Origin of the sequence: Roseburia intestinalis L1-82, from assembly GCF_900537995.1 — a bacterium.
In the GTDB taxonomy this organism is placed as follows: domain Bacteria; phylum Bacillota; class Clostridia; order Lachnospirales; family Lachnospiraceae; genus Roseburia; species Roseburia intestinalis.
Genome location: NZ_LR027880.1, coordinates 4,370,203 through 4,394,915, shown reverse-complemented (window position 1 = coordinate 4,394,915; position 24,713 = coordinate 4,370,203). Strand labels below are relative to the sequence as shown.

The 24,713-nt window shown below is 41.8% G+C and carries 23 protein-coding genes, 1 tRNA gene and 1 pseudogene; 20 read left to right on the top strand and 5 right to left on the bottom strand.

Going from position 1 to position 24,713, the window contains the following annotated elements; all coding sequences use genetic code 11:
- Positions 1-103: 103 nt before the first annotated feature.
- Positions 104-1,459, top strand: a complete 1,356-nt coding sequence (locus tag RIL182_RS20540) for an MATE family efflux transporter (RefSeq protein WP_006856555.1) — start codon at positions 104-106, stop codon at positions 1,457-1,459.
- A gap of 54 nt (positions 1,460-1,513) precedes the next feature.
- Here RIL182_RS20540 and RIL182_RS20535 read toward each other — a convergent pair whose 3' ends face one another.
- On the bottom strand, positions 1,514-2,404 hold the full coding sequence (locus RIL182_RS20535; RefSeq protein WP_022111804.1) for a LysR family transcriptional regulator: 891 nt from the start codon (positions 2,402-2,404) through the stop codon (positions 1,514-1,516).
- A gap of 183 nt (positions 2,405-2,587) precedes the next feature.
- Here RIL182_RS20535 and RIL182_RS20530 point away from each other — a divergent pair, with 183 nt between their 5' ends.
- The 8 genes and pseudogenes from RIL182_RS20530 (at position 2,588) to RIL182_RS20495 (ending at position 10,620) form a co-directional block, all read left to right on the top strand.
- Positions 2,588-3,859 carry an SLC13 family permease gene (locus tag RIL182_RS20530; RefSeq protein WP_044998822.1) on the top strand — a complete coding sequence of 424 codons (1,272 nt, stop codon included), beginning with the start codon at positions 2,588-2,590 and terminating at the stop codon, positions 3,857-3,859.
- Positions 3,860-3,953: 94 nt separating this feature from the next.
- Entirely contained in the window at positions 3,954-4,865 is a 912-nt protein-coding gene (gene ttdA / locus RIL182_RS20525) for a L(+)-tartrate dehydratase subunit alpha (protein WP_006856558.1), read from the top strand.
- Positions 4,866-4,886: 21 nt separating this feature from the next.
- The gene (gene ttdB / locus RIL182_RS20520; RefSeq protein WP_015521749.1) at positions 4,887-5,516 is read left to right on the top strand and encodes a L(+)-tartrate dehydratase subunit beta; all 630 of its coding nucleotides are present in this window, start codon (positions 4,887-4,889) and stop codon (positions 5,514-5,516) included.
- 225 nt (positions 5,517-5,741) lie between these two features.
- Entirely contained in the window at positions 5,742-6,176 is a 435-nt protein-coding gene (locus tag RIL182_RS20515; protein WP_006856562.1) for a MarR family winged helix-turn-helix transcriptional regulator, read from the top strand.
- Positions 6,173-6,853, top strand: a complete 681-nt coding sequence (locus RIL182_RS20510) for a hypothetical protein (RefSeq protein ID WP_006856563.1) — start codon at positions 6,173-6,175, stop codon at positions 6,851-6,853. The genes RIL182_RS20515 and RIL182_RS20510 overlap by 4 nt, the downstream gene beginning before the upstream one ends.
- A 32-nt stretch (positions 6,854-6,885) precedes the next feature.
- Positions 6,886-7,259, top strand: a pseudogene (locus tag RIL182_RS22225) (hypothetical protein).
- A 44-nt stretch (positions 7,260-7,303) separates the two neighbouring features.
- The gene (locus RIL182_RS20500; RefSeq protein WP_172606731.1) at positions 7,304-8,656 is read left to right on the top strand and encodes an MATE family efflux transporter; all 1,353 of its coding nucleotides are present in this window, start codon (positions 7,304-7,306) and stop codon (positions 8,654-8,656) included.
- 251 nt (positions 8,657-8,907) lie between these two features.
- A complete protein-coding gene (locus tag RIL182_RS20495; RefSeq protein ID WP_242655517.1) occupies positions 8,908-10,620 on the top strand; it encodes a hypothetical protein in 1,713 nt (570 codons plus the stop codon).
- A 98-nt stretch (positions 10,621-10,718) separates the two neighbouring features.
- Here RIL182_RS20495 and pepT read toward each other — a convergent pair whose 3' ends face one another.
- Positions 10,719-11,939, bottom strand: coding sequence for a peptidase T (gene pepT, locus RIL182_RS20490; protein WP_006856568.1), 1,221 nt, complete (start codon positions 11,937-11,939; stop codon positions 10,719-10,721).
- Positions 11,940-12,121: 182 nt separating this feature from the next.
- Between pepT and RIL182_RS20485 the strand changes: the two genes are divergently transcribed.
- Positions 12,122-12,194, top strand: a tRNA-Lys gene (locus RIL182_RS20485).
- Positions 12,195-12,375: 181 nt separating this feature from the next.
- Here RIL182_RS20485 and trmB read toward each other — a convergent pair.
- Positions 12,376-13,014, bottom strand: a complete 639-nt coding sequence (gene trmB, locus RIL182_RS20480) for a tRNA (guanosine(46)-N7)-methyltransferase TrmB (RefSeq protein WP_006856571.1) — start codon at positions 13,012-13,014, stop codon at positions 12,376-12,378.
- A gap of 249 nt (positions 13,015-13,263) precedes the next feature.
- On the opposite strand from trmB, the gene RIL182_RS20475 reads away from it, so the two are divergent.
- The 3 genes from RIL182_RS20475 to RIL182_RS20465 all read left to right on the top strand — a co-directional run bounded on the left by RIL182_RS20475 (position 13,264) and on the right by RIL182_RS20465 (position 16,433).
- Positions 13,264-14,670, top strand: coding sequence for a D-alanyl-D-alanine carboxypeptidase family protein (locus RIL182_RS20475; protein WP_006856572.1), 1,407 nt, complete (start codon positions 13,264-13,266; stop codon positions 14,668-14,670).
- A gap of 227 nt (positions 14,671-14,897) precedes the next feature.
- A complete protein-coding gene (locus tag RIL182_RS20470) occupies positions 14,898-15,557 on the top strand; it encodes a type IV toxin-antitoxin system AbiEi family antitoxin domain-containing protein (RefSeq protein ID WP_006856573.1) in 660 nt (219 codons plus the stop codon).
- Entirely contained in the window at positions 15,558-16,433 is an 876-nt protein-coding gene (locus RIL182_RS20465; protein ID WP_006856574.1) for a hypothetical protein, read from the top strand.
- A gap of 24 nt (positions 16,434-16,457) precedes the next feature.
- Here RIL182_RS20465 and mobA read toward each other — a convergent pair whose 3' ends face one another.
- Positions 16,458-17,063 carry a molybdenum cofactor guanylyltransferase gene (mobA, locus tag RIL182_RS20460; RefSeq protein ID WP_006856575.1) on the bottom strand — a complete coding sequence of 202 codons (606 nt, stop codon included), beginning with the start codon at positions 17,061-17,063 and terminating at the stop codon, positions 16,458-16,460.
- A gap of 106 nt (positions 17,064-17,169) precedes the next feature.
- Between mobA and RIL182_RS20455 the strand changes: the two genes are divergently transcribed.
- From RIL182_RS20455 to lgt, 7 genes are all read left to right on the top strand, one after another.
- A complete protein-coding gene (locus RIL182_RS20455) occupies positions 17,170-18,678 on the top strand; it encodes an aminotransferase class I/II-fold pyridoxal phosphate-dependent enzyme (RefSeq protein ID WP_006856576.1) in 1,509 nt (502 codons plus the stop codon).
- A 30-nt stretch (positions 18,679-18,708) separates the two neighbouring features.
- Entirely contained in the window at positions 18,709-19,296 is a 588-nt protein-coding gene (locus tag RIL182_RS20450) for a nucleoside/nucleotide kinase family protein (protein WP_006856577.1), read from the top strand.
- 30 nt (positions 19,297-19,326) lie between these two features.
- Positions 19,327-19,770, top strand: a complete 444-nt coding sequence (locus RIL182_RS20445) for a YaaR family protein (protein WP_022111868.1) — start codon at positions 19,327-19,329, stop codon at positions 19,768-19,770.
- A 101-nt stretch (positions 19,771-19,871) separates the two neighbouring features.
- Complete coding sequence (locus tag RIL182_RS20440; RefSeq protein WP_006856579.1) at positions 19,872-20,921, top strand: DNA polymerase III subunit; 1,050 nt, start codon at positions 19,872-19,874, stop codon at positions 20,919-20,921.
- 1 nt (position 20,922) lies between these two features.
- Complete coding sequence (locus RIL182_RS20435) at positions 20,923-21,834, top strand: PSP1 domain-containing protein (RefSeq protein WP_006856580.1); 912 nt, start codon at positions 20,923-20,925, stop codon at positions 21,832-21,834.
- Positions 21,824-22,564 (top strand): tRNA1(Val) (adenine(37)-N6)-methyltransferase, encoded by a 741-nt coding sequence (locus tag RIL182_RS20430; protein WP_006856581.1) that lies wholly within the window; start codon positions 21,824-21,826, stop codon positions 22,562-22,564. Before RIL182_RS20435 ends, RIL182_RS20430 begins: the two co-directional genes overlap by 11 nt.
- 122 nt (positions 22,565-22,686) lie before the next feature.
- Positions 22,687-23,448 (top strand): prolipoprotein diacylglyceryl transferase, encoded by a 762-nt coding sequence (gene lgt, locus RIL182_RS20425; protein ID WP_006856582.1) that lies wholly within the window; start codon positions 22,687-22,689, stop codon positions 23,446-23,448.
- On the opposite strand, the gene RIL182_RS20420 is transcribed toward lgt, so the two are convergent.
- On the bottom strand, positions 23,403-24,491 hold the full coding sequence (locus RIL182_RS20420) for a helix-turn-helix domain-containing protein (protein ID WP_006856583.1): 1,089 nt from the start codon (positions 24,489-24,491) through the stop codon (positions 23,403-23,405). The two genes, lgt and RIL182_RS20420, sit on opposite strands and share 46 nt — an antisense overlap.
- Between the last annotated feature and the right edge of the window lie 222 nt (positions 24,492-24,713).

Genomic DNA, 24,713 nt, shown 5'->3' with positions numbered 1-24,713 from the left:
AGAAGAATGACTCCTGTTTGCATATATTATCTGCAGACAGTATAGTCTGTATGGTCAGTCAATTGTTATATATAAATTCTAAGAACTAAGGAAGAACTACTGTATGTTAAATAAAAAAGATTTCTTAAAATATGCATCGACATTAGCATTTCCGATTATGCTCCAAAATCTGATCGGAACATTGGTAAACATTGCAGACACGGTAATGCTTGGATACGTGAGCCAGACTGCCATGTCGGCTTCATCGCTTGCGAACCAGTATACGTTTATTCTTTTCTGCTTATATTATGGAATGGCAACAGGTACTTCGGTTTTATGTGCCCAGTACTGGGGAAAAGGTGATAAAAAGACAGTTGAGAAGATTCTTGGTCTCGCAGAACGTATCTCCCTGATTATTTCTCTTATATTTTTTGTTATCTCTTTTACTATGCCAACGGCAATTATGAAGATTTTTACAAACAGTCCTGACACGATCGCTGCCGGAAGTGAGTATCTGAAGGTGATTTCATTTTCATTTTTATTCATGGGATTCTCACAGATTTTTATGAGCTCTCTCCGAAGCATCGGGAAAATCATGCTGCCGTCGGTTACGTATATTGTTTCGCTTTGTGTCAATGTACTTTGTAATGCATCCTTTATTTTTGGATTGTTTGGTCTTCCAAAGCTCGGTGTTACCGGTGTTGCACTTGGCACTGTGATTGCCAGAATCTCAGAAGTGTTGATTTGTCTGATTTACTCATTACGCAGTTCAGACGTCAGATTCAGAATAAAATATTTCTTTGCAAAATCAGATATTCTGTTTCAGGACTTTATAAAAATTGCCACTCCGGCCGTGATAAATGACGTTGTCTGGAGCTTTGCCAATTCAGCATTTGCAGCAATTCTTGGTCATATTAGTGATGATATGGTTGCAGCAAATGCCGTTGCTGTTATGGTGGTAAATATCGGCGCTATCGCCTGCCGTGGTTTTGCCAACGCTACTACGATCATTGTCAGTCAGGAACTTGGGAAAGACCGCATCGATACAGCAAGAGAGTACGGAAAACGAATGCTTAGAATAACATTTATTGTCAGCCTGATCGGATGTGTCGTTATTCTGGCGATCCGTCCTATGATACTGGATTTCTACCGGGATAAATTAACAGAGACGGCTATTTATTATCTTGGCATTTTTATCATTATGACAACCTGGCGTTTTGTGGGCGAAGGTATTAATACCTGTCTTATATGCGGCTGCTTCAGGGGTGGCGGTGATACCAGATTTGGAATGATCGTAGATACTATATTTATGTGGCTTGTTGCAGTCCCACTTACTTTTCTTGCTGCATATGTTTTTAAACTGCCGCCTGTCTGGGTATACTTTGTCATGACCCTGGACGAGTTCGAAAAAATGCCTGTGGTATTCATTCACTATTTCAGAAATAAATGGCTTACGAACATTACCAGAGATTTTGAGTGATTGCAGTTACCGTAAAGTTTTCTAAACAAGTTGATAAAAAACAAGACTGTCAGATTAAAGTTTCGGTAAATAAGGGGTAACATCATACTCCTGAATGAATTTTACAAATTTAGTTAACTGATCCGGTACAAAAACACCCTTTTTCCAGATGATACCAAATTTACTGGTGATTTCCGGGGATACCGGGATCACAACAAAATCACGGGGATTGGTAGCGAGAGAGGAATACAAAAAAGCACCGCATTTACCACCCCGGACAAAATTAAGGACAGTAACGAGCTGGCTGCAGTACATGTGGACATTTGGTGTGATCCCGGCACTGCGCAGACGGGTGATGACTGTCTGGGTTTGAACAGAGTCCGTATTGAATAAGATAATGGGCTCATCTTTTAACATATCCATTGTAATTTCTTTTTCACCGGCATACCGGTGCGTCTTGGAAACACAGTAGACATATCTGTCTTCCATCATGACATAACTGTTATATTTATCCAGATTATAAAAATCCATATTTGCCATGGCGATATCTAACTGTTCATTGTCGACTAAAGTACGGGCGCGGAGGGAGCCATATTCTAAAAGCTGAATGGGTATATTATACTGTTCCTGAAACTGGTCGGTCACCCGCGGAAAAAATACCGTGCTGATCATAGGAGGAATACCGATCCGCAGCGGGTGCCGCTTTTTTTCAATATTTGAAAAGTCGGTGTACAGTTCCTGCGTCTGTTTTAGAATAAATTCTGCTTTCTGATAAAAAGCCGCACCGTCTTTGGTGAGGGAAATTCTGTTTTTTCCATGGTTAAAAAGTTTCAGATGAAACTCTTTTTCCAGATCCCGGATCGAAGTGGAGATCGTAGGCTGGGAAACATAGAGCGCGTCAGCCGCGCGGGTAATACTATGGTAGCGGCATACCATACAAAAGTATTCTAATTGTGTCAGTGTCATAGAATCCTCCGTCATTGTACAGAAAAATTATACTATAGTTTCAGTATAGGAAAAAACTATGCTGACGTCAAGTATATGAAATGTACATTATACTGAAAATGCGATATGATGTGTTTACAAAAGGAAAACGACAAGGCCATGTCACTTTTTAACACGATAAAAAAGAAAAAAAGGAGGTTTTCTATGAGCCCGACAGTAATTACATTAATATTTCTGGCATTTGCCATTATCATGTTTGTTACAGAGAAGATTCCGCTCGGCCTGACATCCATGATTGTCTGTGTTGGTCTTGTGATTACCGGTGTGTTGAGCGTAAGTGATGCTTTCAATGGATTTATCAACAGTAACGTGATTCTGTTTGTTGCCATGTTCATTGTAGGCGGGGCATTGTTTGAAACCGGTATGGCAAATGAGATTGGAAGTCTGGTAACAAAATTTGCAAAAACGGAACGCAGTCTGATTATCGCAATCATGGTGATTGTGGCAGTTATGAGCGGATTTCTTTCCAACACCGGTACGGCAGCAGTTCTTATTCCGGTTGTAATTGGAATTGCAGCGAAGTCAGGGTATAAGCGGTCAAGACTTTTAATGCCGTTAGTATTTGCAGCAGCAATGGGAGGAAATCTTTCACTGATTGGTGCACCCGGCAATATGATTGCACAATCTGCACTTGAACCGTTGGGATTGAAATTTGGATTTTTCGAGTATGCGATTGTCGGTTTGCCGATTCTGATCGTTGGTATTCTATTTTATGCTACGATCGGATTTAAAATTTTACCGCATCATGACACGACGGATGCAGATGATTCTATTTTTGATGAGTCACAGGATTTTAGCAATGTTCCAAAGTGGAAAAAAGTATTATCGCTGGTGATTCTGATTGCCACCCTGATAGGGATGATTTTTGAAGAACAGATTGGTGTAAAACTTTGTATCACAGGCTGCGTAGGAGCAATTTTATTAATCCTCACCGGTGTCATTTCTGAAAAGAATGCTTTAAAATCCATTGATTTAAAAACTATTTTCCTGTTTGGAGGTACGCTTTCTCTGGCAAAGGCACTCGAGGTTACTGGAGCAGGAGAACTGATTGCAGATAAGGTGGTTGGAGCATTGGGTGAAAATCCTTCTCCGGTACTATTCACTTTTGTGGTGTTTATTCTGTGCTGTATCATGACAAACTTTATGTCAAATACAGCTACTACAGCCCTGATGGCACCGATTTGTATATCCATTGCCCAGGGAATGGGTGCAGACCCAAGAGCAGTCCTGATGGCATGTGTCATAGGAGGTTCCTGTGCCTACGCTACTCCAATCGGAATGCCTGCCAATACGATGGTAGTCGGAGCCGGCAACTATAAATTTATGGATTATGTAAAAGCTGGAATGCCGTTGATCGTCATTGCAACCGTGGTCAGCATGATTATTTTACCAATAGCATTTCCATTTTATCCGTAGGATAAAATTTTTATCACGTAGGATAAAATTTTTATCACGTAGGATAAAATTTCACTTTTAAATTATATTATTAAAAAATCTGGAGGAAAAAAATATGTCAAATGAAGTACAAGTAAAGAAAATGACTGATATTATGGCGCAGTTCGTAGGATTTACAGCAAAGAAGCTGCCGGATGATGTTATCGCAAAACTGCAGGAACTGAGAGACAAAGAGGATTCTCCTATGACGAATGTCATCTACGATACCATGTTCCGCAACCAGGAACTGGCATTGAAATTAAACCGTCCTTCCTGTCAGGATACCGGTGTATTACAGTTCTGGGTAAAATGTGGAACAAAATTCCCACTGATTGATAATCTGGAAGCATTACTGAAGGATGCAGTGATGCAGGCTACAGTTGCAACACCGCTTCGTCACAATTCCGTAGAAACTTTTGATGAGTACAATACAGGTAAAAATGTAGGAAAAGGAACCCCTACTGTATGGTGGGACATTGTTCCAAATTCCGATAAATGTGAAATCTATACTTACATGGCAGGTGGAGGCTGTACGCTTCCTGGCAATGCCACGGTTTTAATGCCGGGCGAAGGCTATGAGGGAGTGACCAAGTTTGTATTAGATCGTATGACAACTTATGGATTGAATGCATGTCCTCCACTTTTGGTTGGTGTCGGCGTTGGTACTTCCGTAGAAACAGCAGCATTAAATTCGAAAAAGGCACTGATGCGTCCGGTAGGTTCTCACAATGACAATGCTAACGCTGCTAAGATGGAGAAATTGTTGGAAGACGGTATTAATGCCATTGGTCTTGGACCGCAGGGTATGGGTGGCAATTATTCTGTCATGGGAGTTAACATTGAGAATACCGCACGCCATCCATCTGCGATTGGTGTGGCAGTAAATGTAGGCTGCTGGAGTCACAGAAGAGGACATATTGTATTTGATAAGGACTTAAACTTTACGGTAGATACCCATACCGGTTTTGAATATAAGGAAGAGAACTAATTCAGAAGGGAGAGAATAATTATGGCAGTAGAAATAAAAGATGGTAAGAAAATTCTGGTAACACCTGTATCGGCAGAGGATTTAAAGGATATTCATATTGGAGATATTGTATACCTGACAGGAGATATTACAACCTGTCGTGATGTGGCACACCGTCGTGTTGTAGAAGAGGGAAGAGAGATTCCTGTGGATGTCAGAGATGCTGCAATCCTGCATGCCGGCCCGATTATCCGCCCCTTGGGAGATGACAAATACGAGATGGTATCCGTAGGCCCTACGACATCTATGAGAATGGAAAAGTTTGAGTATGAATTTGTAGAGACCACAGGCGTCCGTGTCATTGTAGGCAAGGGCGGCATGAAGGAAAATACCGAGAGAGCCTGCAAGGACTTTGGTGCAATCCATTGTGTATTTCCTGCAGGAAATGCAGTCGTGGCAGCAGTAGAAGTGGAAGAAATCGTGGAGGCACAGTGGAAAGATCTGGGAATGCCTGAGACTTTGTGGCATTGCCATGTAAAAGAATTTGGACCACTGATCGTATCCATTGATTCTTATGGAAGAAACTACTTTGAAGAGAAGAAAGTGGAATATAATAAAAAGAAAGATGAGCAGGTCGAAATCATCAGCAAACAGGTCGGGTTCATCAAATAAAATCCGAACATAGTAAATATGTGTAGAAAAATAAAAGACCTTCTGTGGAAAAAGCTGGATTCATCAAAGGATGAAACAGGCTTCTGCAGAAGGTCTTTTTAATACCATAAGCAATGCTGATCATATATCACGGGCTGGACAAATGCGTATTGTGAAGAAAAAATAATTGACATAGCAGAAGTATTACCCTATAATCGTTCTAAAAAGAACAATAAGGAGGCGCAGATGTATTTCTGGGACAAGCATAAGACGATTACAAACTATTATGAATTACTTTCTGGCGAGGTGTGCGATCAATATGAGTTAACACAGATGGAATACGATATAATTATGTTTTTACATAATAATCCACATCATAATACTGCAGCGGAAATAGTAAGGATCAGAAAGTCAACGAAATCACATGTTTCATCTTCACTGAAAAAATTGGAAAACAAAGGTCTTATAAAAAGAAAACAAAGTAAAGATAATAAAAAACATATTGAAATTGTCCTTCTGGATGATGCGGCACTTATCGTGGACGCAGGATTAAACGCACAAAAACAGTTTGCACAGAATGTTTTAAGAGGGCTGACAGAAGAAGAAAAGCATGTGTGTATGAATGTATTTGACAAAATTTGTAACAATGCGGAAGAACTATTAAGAGGAGAGAGCAAATGAAAAAGAGTAATTATAAACCACAGATTCCTGATTTGATGGAAGCAGTCTTTGATGCAGTGTATCTGACTTTTGATCTGGCAGCAGCAGCCTTATTTTTTTTATTCTCAAAAGGAAATATCCTGTATGTACTATATGGAATACTGACATTGACACTTTGTGGAGGGGATGCTTTTCATCTGGTGCCAAGAATTATAAGGGCTGTACGTGGAACCAATGATAAAATAAAGAGACAGCTTGGAATTGGATTGCAGGTATCGTCTATCACAATGACGATGTTTTATATTCTTTTAATGTATATATGGAAATATACATTCCCGGAATTAAAAATACCAGTAGTCATTGAGGTTGTTATATGGATATCAGCGGTTATCAGAATTGTGATCTGTATGTTTCCGCAGAATAACTGGTGTACAGATGAAGGAAATATGAAATTATCTGTCATAAGAAATGCGGTCTTTGCTGTTACCGGTATAGGTGTAATGATCTTATATCTGATTTCCGGAAATACATATGGATATCATATGACGAGGATGGCTGCAGCCATCATTATTTCTTTTGGATGTTATCTTCCGGTAACACTGTTCAGTAAAACAAAACCGCAGGTCGGATTATTAATGATACCAAAGACCTGCGCATATATGTGGATCATTGTAATGGGGCTTCAGCTTATGTTTTAAGAGCAGTAATATCTGCAGAAAGGCAGGAAATTATAGTGAATGTAGAAAGATTTGTAAAACTAATGACAGGACATTTTGATAACAAAGAACAATTTACAGAAATGAAAGAAGCGGGGAAAATATTTCCATATGCACAGCATGTGAATACTGTCTATAACGATAAAATAAAAAATCTGAAAAGTTTACACCAGCTATATATCAGGAAAAGGATGGTGTCTGGGAAGGGGGCAGTGTGAGCCAATTTACCCCGGTTATGGTATTCAGGCTGTGGGAGAAGTTTTCAGACACTTGTCTGGAGGTATCCGAAAGTATGGAAGTCCATGGAAAGAGAACATTTGGATATGATGATGGTGTTTTCACGAGATTACAGGACTTTTTGCTGAAATTTATGGTACAATATCTGTGAAATTTGCCAGAGCAGAGTCTCTGGGAAAAGGGAGAAATATGATAATGTCAAAAGATGAATATTTAATCACAGATGAGCCCCTTAAAGCACTGACAATATTTGCAATGCCGATGATTCTCGGCAGTTTTTTTCAGCAAGTGTATAATATGGCTGATTCCATCATTGTTGGTCAGTTTGTCGGTTCCTCTGCACTTGCAGCTGTCGGTGCCTGTGCTGCACTAACGAATGTATTTATTTGTGTGGCATTAGGTGCCGGTGTCGGTGCCGGTGTGCTCGTAAGCCGCTATTTTGGTGCCGGAGATTATGGTAAAATGAAAACAATTGTGTCAACATCGTTGGTCAGTTTTCTGATTTTAAGCCTGCTTCTGGGTGGCTTTGGTTTTTGTTTTTCACATTCAATGATGAATTTATTACAGACACCAACTGATATACTGGAAGAAGCAGTACAGTATCTCCGCATTTATTTCGCAGGATTTCCATTTCTGTTTATGTATAATATTTTTTCAACGATGTTTAACTCAATTGGAGAATCAAAAATACCATTGGGTCTTTTGATATTTTCTTCTATTTTAAATATTCTTATGGATCTTTGGATGGTGGCAGGACTTGGTCTCGGTGTGTTCGGGGCAGCTCTTGCAACCCTTATTGCACAGGGGATTTCTGCGGTATTTTCATTTCTGATTTTCTTTTGCCGGATGCGTCAATATAAGAGTCAATTTCAGTGGTTTGATGGTCAGGAATTACATTTGATGCTCAAAATTGCTGTACCGTCGATTCTCCAGCAGTCCACAGTGTCAATTGGTATGATGATCGTACAGGCAGTTGTAAATCCATTTGGTACACAGGCACTCGCAGGTTATGCGGCAACAATGAGAGTAGAGAATGTTTTTTCGTTGATATTTGTGTCCATCGGCAATGCGGTTTCACCGTATGTCTCACAGAATCTTGGTGCAAAGAAAATTAACCGCATCAAAAAAGGATATCACGCTGCGCTGGTATTAGACCTGTGTTTCGCAATTCTTGCATTTGTAGTTATTGAAACCATGTACACACAGATTTCTTCATTATTCCTGGGTAAAGATGGAACTGACTTAGCATATCAGGTGTCCGGGGATTATATGAGATGGCTTGGCTGTTTTTTCATCTTCATGGGTATTAAGATGGCAACAGATGGAGTTCTGCGTGGACTTGGGATTATGCGCCCATTTCTCATTGCCAATATAGTTAACCTTGCGATCCGCCTGTCTGTTGCCATGATTTTTGCACCATGTTTTGGCATTGCATTTGTCTGGCTTGCTGTACCTGCCGGCTGGTTTGCAAATTTTCTGATTTCTTATATGGCACTTAGAAAATCATGGCCGGTTTCAACAGTCTGTAACAGTGTTGCGAACGGATAGTTACTGTTCACAGGCAGGCATTTTCTGAACTGAAAATGCCGTATGATACAGTGGTGGCAGCAGATTTTGCCGATTTGGAATGCGAAGCATCGGCAAAATCCGTTACTGGAACGAGGTACGAGTGAACAGTAACAACGGATAAGTGACGGGATGTAAATATTTTATAATGGATGTTTTCAGGCTTGTTTTAATGTGTTAAAATATAGAGTATAAATCCATGCATGATAGTGCAAAAAGCGGGAGGTTCTGTTATGGCAAAAGACAATTCATTAAAGAAACCAAAGAAGATAGATGTCAATCGTATTATGATTTTTATATCATCGATATTGATACCATTTTTGTGGATTGATCTGTATTTAGTTTTGAAAAATGCATCAAAAATGATGGTTGTTGGTATTATTGCAGCGCTTATTTTAGTGTGGACAGGTTTGCTTGTCACATATATCCATAGGATGAAAAATGAGGAAAAAGCCCATTTGGATGAACAGGTAGAAGAACTGCTGCGTACAGGAAAAGCCAATTATCTGATGCAGAAAAAGTTAGCGGAAAAGATAGATAATATCGGAGAAAAAGTTGCAGTTCCAGCGGATGAGATCATTACGGCACAGAAGGCAATTGCAAAGCTGACGCTTGCACGCAATAAAGAAAATACAGATGCTCTTATGCATTCGAATGAGCAGGTAATTGAAAAGACGCTGGAAGTAGAAGAAAAGCTTTCTGAAAACAGTCAGCAGATCATGGACATGCAGAGAAACCTGATGGATGAAAAATTACAGGAATTGACGCAAAGTCAGAAATTAGTTCTTGATAATTTAAATGATGTCAAAGAATCACTGCAGAGTGACATGCAGGATGTTTTGTCAAATATGATTCATGACACATTGGAGAAAGAACTTGCATCTGCCATAGAGCAGATACATACTTATGTGAAAGAGGCGGTAAGTCAGGCTGTTGGTTCAGTAAAGGAGAATCCTGCTGCGGAAGTGCCGGTTATGGCAGCTGTTTCCCCGGCAATGGATGAAGAATTACCGGATCCAGGAATGCCGGCAGAAAGTGAAGAATTACCGGATCATGGAATGCCGACAGAAGATGAAGAGTTGCCGGATCATGGAATGCCGACAGAAAGTGAAGAGTTGCCGGATTCAGGAATGCCGACAGAAGATGAAGAGTTGCCGGATTCAGGAATGCCGACAGAAGATGAAGAGCTGCCGGATCTTGGAGTGCCGACAGAAGATGAAGAGTTGCCGGATCTGGGAATGCCGGCAATGGATGAAGATCTGTCTAATATGGAACTGCCAACATTGGGAGAAGAATTATCAGAAACAGAACTCCCGGATTTAACTGACGGCGGAGATCTGGATGAGGAACCGGTAATCGGCGAAATGCCATTAATGGATGAAGAAGAACCGGAAGCAGCCGATACATCCCTGATAGATGAGGAACCGTCAATCGGCGAGATGCCGTTAATGGAAGAGGAAGAGCCGGAAGCAGCCGATACATCCCTGATAGATGAGGAACCGTCAATCGGCGAGATGCCGTTAATGGAAGAGGAAGAGCCGGAAGCAGCCGATACATCCCTGATAGATGAGGAACCGTCAATCGGCGAGATGCCGGTTTTTGATGATTTGAACGATGCTGCATCAGCCGTGGAGGAGGTGCAGGCAGAACCGGTAGAAGAAGTGGAAGCGGAAGAAGTTCCGATTACGGAGGAAGCAACAGTAGAGCCGGATACGGATGCAGTAACTTTGACAGAAGAAATTCCGGTATCTGCGGATGAGTCAGTGATTGAAGAAGTAAAAATTCCGGAAGAGACAACCGTTACGGAAGAAATCCCGGTATCTGCAGATGAGTCAGTCATCGAAGAAGTACCGGCACAGGAAGCGTCTTCATCCATGGCAGATATGAGCAATCCAAATAAGATCATGACACCGGATGAAATTGCAGCGTTGATCGCAAATTTATAGAAATGCATCATAAGTAAAACGCAATTAAAGATGTATTTGAAAGGGCGTGTGAAAAAATGATTCTTACTTTTTCACACGCCCTTTTTGGCATTTGGTCATCAAAGCTCTGCGGTAATGCGCACGATCTCTTTGATTACAGCTACAGCAGTTTTCATTCCCTCCACACTGATGTGTTCGAATGGACCGTGGAAACCGTAACCGCCTGTGCCAAGATTCGGGCACGGAAGTCCCATAAAGCTTAAACGCGCGCCGTCGGTACCGCCGCGTACCGGACGTGAGATTGGTTCAAGACCAACAGAAGAAATAGCTTTCTTTGCGATATCCACAACATAAGTATTTTTCTCAATGATTTCCAACATATTTGCGTAGGAATCGTGGATAGTCAGTGTAACAGTTCCGACACCGTATTTTTGGTTCATGGAATCTGCGATTTCCTGCATTTTTTTCTGACGTGTTTCAAACATCACTTTATCGTGATCACGAATGATGTAGGAAAGAGTTGCTGCGGCAACGTCGCCGGACATATCGGTCAGATGATAGAAACCTTCTCTTCCCTCGGTGTGGGCAGGCGTTTCCATTGGAGGAAGCTGAGACTGGATCTCACATGCAACGAGAGCGGCATTGACCATGATATCTTTCGCCTCACCAGGGTGGACATTCACGCCTTTGACAGCGAAAACTGCGCTTGCGGCATTAAAGTTTTCATAGGCAACTTCACCCTCGTAATCGCCATCTACCGTGTAAGCAAAATCTGCTTTAAAGTAGTCAAGATCAAACAGATCCGCACCACGTCCGACTTCCTCATCCGGTGTAAACCCGATCCAGATATCGCCGTGTGGAATGTCAGAGGAGATGAGCTGTTCAGCAGCAGTCATGATCTCAGCAACGCCTGCCTTATCGTCTGCACCAAGCAGAGTTGTGCCGTCTGTCGTGATCAGGGTTCTGCCCTTTAAAGTTTTCAATTCCGGAAAATCAGATGTTTTTAAAACGTCACCGGTTCCTTTTAAAATAACATCCTCACCGTTGTAATCCGGAATGATCTGGGGTTTGACATTTTCACCGGAAAAATCAGGTGCCGTATCCATATGGGAAATAAAGCCGACCGCTTTTTTGTCTTCGTATCCAGGGGTAGCCGGGATCAGGCCGTAGATGTAACAGTGGTCTGTCAGTGTTACTTTCTGTAAACCAAGATCAAGTAATTCTTTTTCTAATTCTTTTGCCAGGTTAAATTGTCTGTCCGTAGAAGGAATCGTATCGGAATCTTCACTCGAAGTAGTCCAATAGGAAACATATTTTAATAGTCTTTCATCAACACGCATGATAAATGAGTGACCTCCTTTAAATTTGATAGACTAAAAAAGTGCGTTTTTCAGTCCATGAATAAAATACCACAGAATAGAAAATCCGCCAATGAAAAAAATGAAGATTTTCTAAAAAAACACTTGCAATTTTAAAAAATTTAATATATAATATCATTTGTGTTCACGAGAGATAAACATATGCGCCACTAGCTCAGCTGGCAGAGCACCTGACTCTTAATCAGGGTGTCCAGGGTTCGAACCCCTGGTGGCGCATTACGAAGTACCGATTTTATAGCAGATGGCTATGGGGTTGGTGCTTTTTTTTGTTCAATCTTTACTGTGTGATCTCCAATATAAAATTACCCATAAGAAACAGAGCCGCCATAATTTTGAAAACAAGATCAAAATTACGGCGGCTCTGTTTTTTTGTCAATAAATTGTATACAACATGCAATTAGCGGGAGGCAATGAGTTTACAGATCGGATTTCCTTTTGAGGAGAATTTTTCTTCGTACTCTGTCATAATATTTCCTTCATTTAAAACAGAATCATGATGGAGATCTCGGGTGGAGGCATCTAAATGCCATCCGGCTTCCGGGATTTCTTCTAAGGAAAAGGTAAAGAGATCCTGATTATCGGTCTTAAACTCCAGTCTGCCATCCGGTTTTAAAATGGCATCGTAACGCGCAAAAAACTGACGGGAGGTAAGACGGCGTTTTGCATGACGGTCTTTCGGCCAGGGATCTGAAAAGTTCAGATAAATGCGGGAAACTTCATCTTTGGCAAAAACCTCTGTGACATCAGCGGCGTCCATGCAGATGAATCTTAAGTTTGGCATAGGAGTTTCTTCCATTTTCTGAAGCGCACGTAAAAGTACACTCGAATAGCGTTCGATACCGAGGTAATTGATGTCCGGGTGCGCCGCAGCCATATCCATGATAAAACGGCCTTTTCCCATTCCAATTTCAATATGGAGAGGCTGGGTGGAAGAAAAAACTGACTGCCAGTTCCCTTTTTTTGACTCTGGTTCCTTGATGCAGTATTCACTGTTTAAAATTGCTTCATCAGCACCTGGGATATTTCTTAATCGCATATAAGTTATAATCCTGCCTTTCGTTGTAAAGTGTACAGAAAATCGTTGTCCGAAAAAATTATTTTCATACAGAAAAGTGTGCAAAAAGCACACAGAGGTATTTTACAATAAAACAATGAAAAAAAGTAGCATTATTTTAAGAAAACCTTAAAAGAAAATTTGCGCATAAAGGTTGCATGTATTTTTTTCAAAGTTTATACTGATACTAGCAAAGATGTACTTATAAATCAGGAGATTACTTATTAAAAAATGAGATATAAAATAGATAGAAATCATAAAATAACCAGCTTCTTATGTTTACTGCTTGGAATGATACTGCTGACCGGAAGTATGTGTATCCCGGTCTATGCGGCAGAATACTGGCCGGAAGGTCCTGAGGTCGTATCCCCGAATGTGATCGTGATGGAGGCTTCTACAGGGACAGTCCTTTATGATTGTGATAGTTTAGAGGCGCATTATCCGGCAAGTATCACAAAGATCATGACAACGCTGATCGCACTGGAAAATTCAGACTTGAATGATATTGTGACTTTTTCAGATGCCGCGATCGATAATACGGAAGGATCCGGTATTGCAAGGGACTATGGCGAACAGATGACGATGGAACAGTGTCTCTATGCGGTTATGCTTGCGTCGGCAAATGAGTGTGCATATGCGGTTGCAGAGCATGTAGGGGGCACCATTGAAAATTTTGTTGCGATGATGAATGAAAAAGCCAAAGAACTTGGCTGTCAGAATACACATTTTGCCAATCCACATGGTCTGCATGATGAAAACCATTATACCTGCTGCTATGATATGGCATTGATCGCAAGGGCAGCATATCAGAATGAGACATTTCGGATTATTGTGGGAACCGCACGTTATACGATCCCGCCGACGAACAAACACGCAGAGCAGACAGATCTGCAGAATCATAACGAGATGCTTTATCCATTCCAGACCAACAAGTATGTGTATGATGGCTGTACCGGTGGAAAGACGGGGTATACCAATGCGGCAAACAGTACGCTGGTAACTTATGCAGAACGTGATGGAATGACACTGATCTGCGTAGTCATGAATACGCAGTCACCAAATCAATGGCTTGACAGCAGAAATCTGTTTGATTACTGTTTTGACAATTTCCAGCTTTTTAATATTGCGGAAAACGAGACAAATTATACGTCGGCGGAACAAAAAAACGCAGGTACACTCAATACAAATGAACCGTTTGTGGATATTGACAAAGATGCAGGTATCGTACTTCCAAAGACAGCGGAGTTTTCCGATGCGACGTCAAAAATTGTCTATGACGATGTGACGAATGATACGGTTGGAACAATTGAGTATACTTATGCGGGGCACGAGGTTGGAAAGGCAGATATTGTAAAAACAAACGTGCAGGTACCGGAATATAAATTCAGCAATCAGACAGACGTAAGCGAAGAGGCACAGACGGAAGAAACAGAGCATGTTTCAAAAATACAGATCAGGATGAGTACGATCATAACCGTGGTGGTTGTAGTTCTTGTCTTACTTGTTCTTGGGATTATTATAAAGAAAGTTGCAGATAACTTTTATATCATAAAACATAATTTTGAAGTGCGAAAAGAACATAAAAGATTATTTAAGCGTGAAAAGAAACGCAATAAAAGACGTAGAAGACGCAGATAATAAAAATTTAAAAGAAAATCGTCTGGAACATAAAAGTTGCAGGCGATTTTTTTAATTCCTGACAATAGAATATCCGTGGAGAGTGTGTTCTATTGTACATAGGAAAATTACATATGATTGACAGAGAATATAGTTTTGATTATATTAAATTTAGTACCACAAGTGAAAGTTTTGAGCGGGAAATATAGACACAACACTAGTAACTATTGGGAATTGGGGTTCGCATTATGCGCAGGGAACGCAGAAATGGGGTTATTATGTCAGAATCATATGCAGTCAATGAAAAAAGAGAACTGATCTTGCAGAAAGTCAAGGAGTTTATTGTGGCACACGGTGGGATCGTAAAGAAAAATCAGTTGGAAGAATTGCACATTGATTACCGGAGAATTCTCGATTTTGTGGAAAAAGGGGACCTGATCCGGATCAAAAGTGGATATTATACCATTCGCATCGGGGATTATTCGGAGGATGAACTGATTGTAAAATTATTTCCGGATGCGGTGCTTACGATGGAGTGTGCATTGTATGCGTATGGCTATATCAAAAGAAAACCATACGGATATCAGATCGCAGTGGATAAAAATACGTCGAAATCCAGATTTAAGCTGGAGTTTCCGCAGGTCACACCGTTTTATGCGGAGCCGGAGACGTTACAGTCTGGTGTGGACAGGATCGACTTTGGAAATGCAAAGATGCAGATTTTTGATAAAGACAGGCTGATCTGTGAGTGTCTGAAATATGAAGATAAGATGGAACGGGCAGTTTTTCAGGAAGGTGTTCTTTCGTATATAAAAGATGAAAAAAAGAATATAGCAAATCTGATGAAATACGCCAGAGAACGCCGTGTGGTGAAAAAAGTACAATCGATGATAGGGGTATGGCTTTAAATGGAGGATAAAAAATATAAAATAGCGGATTTACAGGAAAAAAGTGAAGAATGGAAGATACCATTTTCAAATCTGCTTGCCGGATTTGTTTTGGAAGAATTTATGCTCAGATTTTCCGCTTCTGAATTTAAAAATCGGTTTTTATTACGGAATGGAACCGTGTTGGGATTAGAACAGTACCGCAAGAAAAATATACTGAAGCTGGACTTTTTCTGTGAGCCGGATGAGCGTATTCCGGAAAAGCTGTTGCAGCTGTACCTGCAAAAGAAAGAACAAAGTCCCGTAAGATGGAAAGGAACGATATCCTCGCAGCAGGCGGGGACATGTCTGGAACTGCAGGGGCAGTTTGAGGAGATGAAGGTTCCGGTGACTGTCGGTATTCATTTTATGCATCTGGGAAAAATCTGGGGACTGGTCGAAAGACAGATTCCATTTTTGATGGATGAGACAGTGCAGATCGAATGGAAGGAATTTCCGGCGGAACTGGTGCTGGCAAAACAGATTTTTGTGATTCTGCGGGATATGGAACTGATCCCGGATATGGAAATATACAGGGAAGTATTTTTTATATTGCGAAACGAAACCTTAAATGGAAGACATGTATGTGAGCTGCTCGAAGATATGTGCAAAACCGAAGAAATGATCCCTGATATGGAGCGCGCGGAGCAGATTTTTTCCTACCGGGATTATCCTTATATGAAAAAGCGCTGGGAAAAGTTTTGCAGGCACAGTGCAATCGCCGGGACGGAAACTTTAAAATGGGAGGAGGAGATGGAGTGTTTTCATCATTTCCTTGGAGATATGTGGGAGGCTGTCTGCAGGGACGAAGTATTTTTTGGAGACTGGATGCCGGAACTGGCGCGTTTCCTTGGGTAAAGCGGTCGCAGACAGATTTCGGTGTTATAACTGAAGATAAATTTTCAGTGCCTGATAATAATCCTGTCTGGTATCTAAGTTGAAAAACTGTCGGTCTACCGGAATGTCTGTGCAGGCGGCAAGTGCTTTTTCCGTCACGCAGACTGTTTTGCATTTTTCGCGAAGCGCATCAAAGGTAAACTGACGGAGAATGAGGCTTTTCCCGATCGTTGGAATACAGTTTTTTGAATAGGCGGCGGTAGCAGGATCTAAGTAGCCTGCTTTTCCGCGAACCATGCAGATATCTGCATCGCCGATCGCATCTAAAAGTGCAATTCCGGTTTCCGGTTCCATAAAAGGGGTATCCACGGACATAAAGAAAGCGGCATCCTCATTGATCATGGACAGACCGGAAAAAACGCCGGACATCGGTCCGGCATTGCCGTAGATATCCGCAATCTCCGTGACCGGGAGATTCAGATGCGCATAATCTCCAATATATTTTACGGAGAGATATATGGTTGAAAAATATGGTTTAAATTTGTGTACAAGATATTCTAAGAGGCAGCAGTCACCAAAAGGTAAAAGTGCTTTATCCGTTCCCATGCGGACACTGTTTCCACCGCAAAGGATCACAAGTGCGTAATTCATAATAGATCTATTACTCCATTCTTTTCCAAAGATGTTCTTATTTTAAAGTAGTCAGGCTGGTATGTAAAGTGTTAAAATAAATGTGTAAGCAGAAAGGCGGTAGCAGATGAGGTATTTAGATCAGGCATTAGAGACATATGGGAAGAGTGATGTCTATCCGTTTCATATGCCGGGACATAAAAGAAATCCGCTGCCTTTTCCGGAAGTATACGGGATAGATATTACGGAGATCGATGGGTTTGACAACCTGCACCACGCAGAGGGAATTTTAAAAGAGGCACAGCAGCGTGCGGCTGATCTCTACGGTTCTGCACATTGTTATTATCTTGTCAATGGCAGCACCTGCGGGATTCTTGCATCAATCTGTGCAGCAGTGAAAAAACGGGGCAGGATTCTGGTAGCCAGAAATAGCCATAAAGCGGTATATCATGCCCTGTTTTTATCGGAACTGACTGCAGAATATCTTTATCCGGCGGTGACAGAATGTGGGATTCAGGGACAGATCACACCACGGCAGGTGGAGGATGCACTAAAAAAAGATCCGGAGACCTCGGCAGTCGTGATCACATCGCCGACGTATGAGGGGGTTATCTCTGATATTGAAGGAATCGCCAAAGTCGCGCATGTGCACGGGATTCCGCTGATCGTGGATTCAGCACATGGAGCACATCTTGGATTTGGAGGGGAATTTCCGCAAAATGCGGTAAGGCTCGGAGCAGACGCCGTGATCGAGAGCCTGCATAAGACACTTCCATCTTTTACACAGACGGCACTGCTTCATTTAAATTCAGATCTGATTTCAAAATCACGCATAGAAAAATATCTTGGAATTTATGAAACAAGTTCTCCTTCGTATATTCTTATGGCGGGAATGGAAGTATGTATCCGTACCGTAAAGGAACATGGAGCGGAATTATTTGACAATTACAGACACGAATTAAATAAATTTTATAAAAACTGTGAAGATTTGAAAAGACTGCATGTGATGACAGGGAAGGATTTATCCAAAGAAGAGGCATTTGCCTGGGATGATTCTAAAATTGTTATATTTGTCCGTGACAGCAGCAAAAGCGGTGAGTGGCTGTATCAGGAATTACTTTTAAAATATCATCTTCAGCTTGAAATGGCATCCGGAGATTATGCGCTTGCGATGACAAGTATTATGGATCAGGAAGAAGGATATCAGAGATTGTCGGCTGCACTGCATGAGATTGACAGGGAACTGTGTGGCGCAGGTACTGCAAAAAAGCAGCAGGCCATGAATGAAAAAAAGGTAAGATACGGAAATGAGACGGATGGTTCGATGGAAAACATGTATGAACAACAGGTTCACAGAGGTTCTTTCATAAAAGAAGTTTACCGTCCTAATCCACAGCAGATGCAGATCTATGAAGCGGAGGAAAAAGAAACCGCAGAGGTATCTTTTGACGAAGCAGCAGGCAGGGTTTCAGCAGATTTTATCTTTCTGTATCCGCCGGGAATCCCTTTGATCGTTCCAGGGGAGGCCATCACCGCAGAATTTATTGAAAGACTTCGCACCTGTATCAGTTTGAAATTGAATTTACAGGGGAGCACGGATCTTTTTGCGGAGCGGATAAAGATTGTATATTTTTAAAGACTATATTATACTGATAAGGCAGGACAAATGGGAAAAATATATTACATGATGGGAAAAAGCTCATCCGGTAAAGATACTTTGTACGGGATGCTGATGAAAGATGAGAAACTCAGGTTAAAGACTGTGGTTCCGTACACGACAAGACCGATGCGTGCCGGGGAAGAAAACGGTGTATCATATTATTTCTGTGATGAAGATACAGTGGAAAAGCTTGAAGCAGAGGGGAAAATTATCGAATTGCGTGCGTATCATACGATCCACGGCATCTGGAAGTACTTTACGGTGGCAGACCATCAGGTTGATTTAGACCATCAGAGTTATCTTCTGATCGGAACGTTAGAGTCCTATCTTAAGATACGGGAATACTTCGGAACGGAGAACGTTGTTCCGATATATATAGAAGTAGAGGATGGTATGCGCTTACAGCGTGCGCTTGAGAGAGAGCGGAGGCAGGAAAATCCGAAATATGAGGAATTATGCCGGCGGTTTCTTGCGGATGAAAAAGATTTTTCCGAGGAAAAATTAAAAGAAGCAGGAATCACAAAAAGATTTTGCAATGAGTCGTTAGAAGAGACGGAGAATGCGATCGCTGCGTATATCGAAGAGCAGGAATAGTTACTTTTTTACAGGAAGAAGGTGTCAGCCTTGGATATTAACAAATTAAATCATGTAACAGAGGTTACACAGGTACCGGATACCAATCAGAATGTACAGGGAGATGGTTCCTTTAAGTTTACGCTTGCGAGTGCGATCACGGATGCGGATCTGCAGGCAAAAGTGGACATGCTTCTTTCTGACATTACAGCGCAGGGCAACCGTATTGCGCAGCATATGGATATCCGTGATATGAAAAAATACCGCGGTCTGATCCGTGAATTTATGAATGAAGTGGTATTCCGGTCCCACAAGTTTTCCAGGGAGAATTTTCTTGACCGGAGAGGACGCCACAGAGTGTACGGTCTGATCAAGCTGATCGATTCGAATCTGGATGAACTGGCGCAGGAGCTGGTAAAGGATGAGAAAGACCACATCGCGATTTTAAGTAAGATCGGAGAGATAAGGGGATTGATATTAGATATCCTCACCTGATCTTTTTTGGATGTGGATTGGATAAACGGCGCACGCACATGGCGGGAAATCTGGTAGCAGAAAAGAAAACATGAAAAATATGTGCAGAAATGAGGATTTATATGCCAGCATTTAAGGACATCGTTGGACATGAGCAGATCATAGAACATCTGCAGAATGCGATTACCATGGATAAAGTTTCACATGCTTATATATTAAACGGACCGGACAAATCAGGAAAAATGATGATCGCAGAAGCATTTGCACAGACGCTGCAGTGTGAGGCAGTAAATAAAAAGTTAGAGGAACTTGCAGGTGAGACAGAATCTGAAAGAATAGAAAATAAATTTACAGCGGAGCCATGTATGGAGTGTCATTCCTGTAAACAGGCGGCGGGCAAAAACCAGCCGGATATCATCTATGTCAGCCATGAGAAGCCGAATACGATTTCGGTAGACGATATCCGTACACAGTTAAACAATGACATTGTCATTAAGCCATACAGCAGCAAACATAAGATTTATATTGTGGATGAAGCGGAAAAAATGAACCAGCAGGCGCAGAACGCACTGTTAAAGACAATCGAGGAGCCGCCTGCATATGCGGTGATCCTGCTTTTGACCACCAATGCGGAGAGTTTTCTTCCGACGATCTTATCCCGCTGTGTGACGCTGAATTTAAAGGCGGTGCCGGATGAGAAGATCAAAAAATTTCTGATGGCACATTACCAGATTCCGGATTACCAGGCAGATGTCTGCGTGGCATTTGCACAGGGAAATGTCGGAAAAGCGATCCAGCTTGCAGCATCGGATGATTTTAATGAATTAAAGGCATCTGCGCTTCAGCTCATCAAGCGTCTGCACGACATCGACCTCTATGAGATGACAGAGGCGGTAAAGCAGATCAGTGAATATAAGCTTCAGATCAACGATTACTTTGATCTTATGATGATCTGGTATCGTGATGTACTTTATTATAAAGCAACAAAGGATGTAAACGGCCTTATTTTCAAGGATGAGGTCTATGACATAAAAAGACAGGCAGAGCAGAGTTCTTACAATGGAATCGAAGAAATTTTACAGGCACTGTCAAAAGCACAGGTGCGTTTAAACGCAAATGTAAATTTTGATCTGGTGATCGAGCTGCTTCTGCTGACCATAAAGGAGAATTAACATGATAAAAATAGTAGGAGTCCGTTTCCGGAATGCCGGTAAAATTTATTATTTCGGACCGGGAAATCTGGATCTGACTGCAGGAATGCACGTAATTGTGGAAACTGCGCGTGGAGTGGAGCTGGGAACAGTCATGATACCGACAAGGGAAGTGAATGATGACAGCGTGATCCAGCCGTTAAAACCGGTCATCCGTATTGCAACGGAGGCAGATGAAAAGACAGCATTAAAGAACCGTGAAAAAGAAAAAGAGGCATTTAAGATCTGCCTGGAAAAGATAGCAAAACATAAGCTTGATATGAAGCTGGTGGAGGCGGAGTACACGTTTGACAATAATAAGCTGCTCTTTTATTTTACGGCGGACGGACGTATCGATTTCCGCGAGCTGGTAAAAGATCTTGCAGCGGTTTTCCGGACCAGAATCGAGCTGCGCCAGATCGGTGTCCGTGATGAGACAAAGATCATGGGTGGGATTGGAATCTGTGGAAGAGAACTTTGCTGTCATTCCTATCTTTCCGAGTTTGTCCCGGTATCCATCAAGATGGCAAAAGAGCAGAATCTGTCCTTAAATCCGACAAAGATTTCCGGTGTCTGTGGACGCCTGATGTGCTGTCTGAAAAATGAAGAAGAAACTTATGAATATTTAAACAGCCGTCTGCCAAATGTGGGGGATTATGTGACCACGGATGATGGCTTAAAGGGAGAGGTATCTTCCGTCAGTGTACTGCGCCAGATGGTCAAAGTACTCGTGGAAGTGGATGACGAAAAGGAAATCCGTGATTACTCTGTGGATCAGCTGAAATTCAAGTCAAAACGCAGAAGAGATCATGTAAAGCTGACTGCGCAGGAATTAAAGGAACTTTCCGCATTAGAAGATAAGGGAGGAAAATCCAAAATTGACGATGCCAAATAATCTGGTTTATGAACAGGAGAGACTTGATGAACTGCATCGCAACGGCTATTTTATCATTCAGGATCCGAAAAGGTTCTGTTTTGGGATGGATGCCGTTTTGCTTTCCGGGTTTGCAAAGGCAAAAAAAGGGGAGCGCGTGCTCGATCTTGGTACCGGTACGGGAATTATCCCGATCCTGATGGAAGCCAAAACAGAAGCAGAAGATTTTAAGGCGCTTGAGATCCAGGAAGAAAGTGCGGATATGGCACGCCGGAGCGTGTGCTATAACCATCTTGAGGATAAGATCGAGATCGTGACCGGAGATATCAAGGAGGCATCTGCGATATTTGGAGCATCTTCGTTTGATGTGATCACCACAAATCCGCCGTATATGATCGGGACACATGGACAAAATTCGCCGTCTGCGGCAAAGGCGATCGCCAGACATGAAGTGCTATGTACACTGGATGATATTTTGCGGGAAACCGCGAAAATGCTTGTGCCGGGAGGCAGGTTTTATATGGTGCACCGGCCGTTCCGTCTCGCAGAGATCATGAGTAAAATGGTCGAGTACAAGATCGAGCCGAAGCGCATGCAGCTTGTCTATCCGTTCGTGGATAAAGAACCGAATATGGTGCTGATCGAGGGGCTGCGCGGTGGAAAATCAAGACTTGCCGTGGAAAAACCGCTGATCGTTTATAAAGAACAGGGCGTGTATACAGATGAGATTTATGATATTTATGGGTATTAAGTGGATTATTTAAAACCATATTGTGTATAAAGCAGCAGAAAAATTATTTTGTGTGGAAAATGACAGATATGAAACATAATCAGTATGTATTTGAGTGATTCAGAAAGGATAAATTAAAATATATGTTTAATGATATAAAGATAGGACCGGTTACATTTCATATGTATGGTCTTATGATTGCGATCGGTTTTGCAGCGGCACTTATGATGTGTTTAAAGCGTGGAAAAAAACGTGGCTTGAACGAGGATATTATCTATGGAATCTTCTTCTGCGCAATCTTCGGTGGAATGATCGGCTGCAGGCTGCTCTATTATATTGTAGAGATCCCGGAGATTTTAAAAGATCCGTCCATACTCTGGAACTTTAAAAACGGATACGTTGTTTACGGCGGGATCATCGGCGGTGCGCTGGCCAGCCTGATCTACTGTCGTGTCAAAAAAGAACGTTTTCTGCCGTACTTTGATCTTGTGATGCCTGCTGTATCATTTGCACAGGGATTCGGGCGTCTCGGCTGTTTCTTTGCAGGCTGCTGCTACGGCAGGGAGACGGATTCGTGGTTTAGCATCACATTTACCCACTCCGACTTTGCTCCGAACGGTGTAAAACTTCTGCCGACACAGCTGATGTCATCTGCCGGGGATTTCCTGATCTGCGGACTGTTACTGCTCTATGCGGGAAGAAAACCGAAAGAGGGACAGGTCGCAGCAGGATATATGGTGCTTTACGGAATCGGAAGATTTATTATTGAATTTTTCCGGAACGACTACCGCGGAAGCATTGGAGTGCTTTCCACATCACAGATCATTTCGATCGGAGTTGTGGCAGCGGGAGTTGTGTTTTATCTGGTGATGAATTTCCGAAACTGCAAAGGTGTCACCCCATAATATTTTTTAAACATCCGTATAAAATTAGCGGGGTAATGATAACCGCACTGTAATGCAATTTCATCGATGCCAAGGAGTGTTTCACTTAACAGTTTTGCCCCATATTCCATCTTAAGAGAGATAATATAGTCGGAAATGGTCGTGTCGTATTCGTGGAGAAACGCATAATTTAGTTTTTGCATGGATAAAGAAACCTGCTCACTCAGTTCATGGACGGTGGGCGGGTTTTTATATTTTTCAGTCAGAATATCGTGTGCGAGGTGCACAGCAGAAAGGTCAGCGGTTGAGAGCGTAATCGTTCTTGTATCGCTGACTTTTATTGTGTGCATTACTTTGCCATGTGGAATATGTTGTTGACCAGCTTTATTTATTGCGGTCCGCACAGATGTTGCAGGCAAAGTTCCGGCAGGAACAGATTTGGGTGCAATCACATGAGATGAGTTTTCCTCAAATTCTTCTGCAAGCAGTGCGAGACACTGTAAGATCAGTCCTTCTAAATACAGCGGTGTAAGCGCATCCTTTTCATGCAGAAAATGCATCTGGTTCAGCAGATTGATCACTCCGGTGGGGAGCATTTTATAGGTATAATTTGCCTCAAACGCGGACAGACTGACACAGTCAGGAAAAACAGGATGAAGAATATTTTCTATGAAATCAGCCGAAACCGTCAGTTCCAGTCCGTGAAAATGGTCCCCGGCACGCCATGCCTGCTGGCCTTTGATATTTTCCTCCAGCACAATAAAAGAAGAAGGTGTAAAAGAAGCCGCATCCTTTTGATAAAGCTTAAAATGCGTCTTCCCGGAAAGCATTACCCCAAACCGAAGCTGTCTCGCAGGATTCCGAAAAGAAACCGAAAAATCCTCCGGAATCGTATAATCCGCAATCCCAAGCTGATAACACCCCTCGCGGCAATAGATACAGCAATACCCGCTTTCCGGGTGTTCCCTGTCACTATAACATGTATAATTGTCTTTCACATCCGGTAAGAAATGAAGCTGTTCAAACATAAAAGCCTGAAATTCATCTGTACTTGAAACAAGCATCTAAGAAAAACCTCCTTCTTAATTTCTACACCCCATTTTCCCCATTCCCGCAATAAAATAATCATTTGATAAACAAAAATTATCAATATCCATGCAACACTTGCAAACAATCAAATGCATGATAAAATGGACTTACTTTTGTTAGCGCAAACTAACACTTGCAATATATCTTGCAGTTTGCAGACAAAACAATTGCGAAGAATGAAAACAAAACATAAAGGA

Coding starts and splice junctions, on each gene's coding strand:
- RIL182_RS20540 (WP_006856555.1), top strand. CDS start 104: ATGTTAAATAAAAAAGATTTCTTAAAATATGCATCGACATTAGCATTT.
- RIL182_RS20535 (WP_022111804.1), bottom strand. CDS start 2,404: ATGACACTGACACAATTAGAATACTTTTGTATGGTATGCCGCTACCAT.
- RIL182_RS20530 (WP_044998822.1), top strand. CDS start 2,588: ATGAGCCCGACAGTAATTACATTAATATTTCTGGCATTTGCCATTATC.
- ttdA (WP_006856558.1), top strand. CDS start 3,954: ATGTCAAATGAAGTACAAGTAAAGAAAATGACTGATATTATGGCGCAG.
- ttdB (WP_015521749.1), top strand. CDS start 4,887: ATGGCAGTAGAAATAAAAGATGGTAAGAAAATTCTGGTAACACCTGTA.
- RIL182_RS20515 (WP_006856562.1), top strand. CDS start 5,742: ATGTATTTCTGGGACAAGCATAAGACGATTACAAACTATTATGAATTA.
- RIL182_RS20510 (WP_006856563.1), top strand. CDS start 6,173: ATGAAAAAGAGTAATTATAAACCACAGATTCCTGATTTGATGGAAGCA.
- RIL182_RS20500 (WP_172606731.1), top strand. CDS start 7,304: ATGTCAAAAGATGAATATTTAATCACAGATGAGCCCCTTAAAGCACTG.
- RIL182_RS20495 (WP_242655517.1), top strand. CDS start 8,908: ATGGCAAAAGACAATTCATTAAAGAAACCAAAGAAGATAGATGTCAAT.
- pepT (WP_006856568.1), bottom strand. CDS start 11,939: ATGCGTGTTGATGAAAGACTATTAAAATATGTTTCCTATTGGACTACT.
- trmB (WP_006856571.1), bottom strand. CDS start 13,014: ATGCGATTAAGAAATATCCCAGGTGCTGATGAAGCAATTTTAAACAGT.
- RIL182_RS20475 (WP_006856572.1), top strand. CDS start 13,264: ATGAGATATAAAATAGATAGAAATCATAAAATAACCAGCTTCTTATGT.
- RIL182_RS20470 (WP_006856573.1), top strand. CDS start 14,898: ATGCGCAGGGAACGCAGAAATGGGGTTATTATGTCAGAATCATATGCA.
- RIL182_RS20465 (WP_006856574.1), top strand. CDS start 15,558: ATGGAGGATAAAAAATATAAAATAGCGGATTTACAGGAAAAAAGTGAA.
- mobA (WP_006856575.1), bottom strand. CDS start 17,063: ATGAATTACGCACTTGTGATCCTTTGCGGTGGAAACAGTGTCCGCATG.
- RIL182_RS20455 (WP_006856576.1), top strand. CDS start 17,170: ATGAGGTATTTAGATCAGGCATTAGAGACATATGGGAAGAGTGATGTC.
- RIL182_RS20450 (WP_006856577.1), top strand. CDS start 18,709: ATGGGAAAAATATATTACATGATGGGAAAAAGCTCATCCGGTAAAGAT.
- RIL182_RS20440 (WP_006856579.1), top strand. CDS start 19,872: ATGCCAGCATTTAAGGACATCGTTGGACATGAGCAGATCATAGAACAT.
- RIL182_RS20435 (WP_006856580.1), top strand. CDS start 20,923: ATGATAAAAATAGTAGGAGTCCGTTTCCGGAATGCCGGTAAAATTTAT.
- RIL182_RS20430 (WP_006856581.1), top strand. CDS start 21,824: ATGCCAAATAATCTGGTTTATGAACAGGAGAGACTTGATGAACTGCAT.
- lgt (WP_006856582.1), top strand. CDS start 22,687: ATGTTTAATGATATAAAGATAGGACCGGTTACATTTCATATGTATGGT.
- RIL182_RS20420 (WP_006856583.1), bottom strand. CDS start 24,491: ATGCTTGTTTCAAGTACAGATGAATTTCAGGCTTTTATGTTTGAACAG.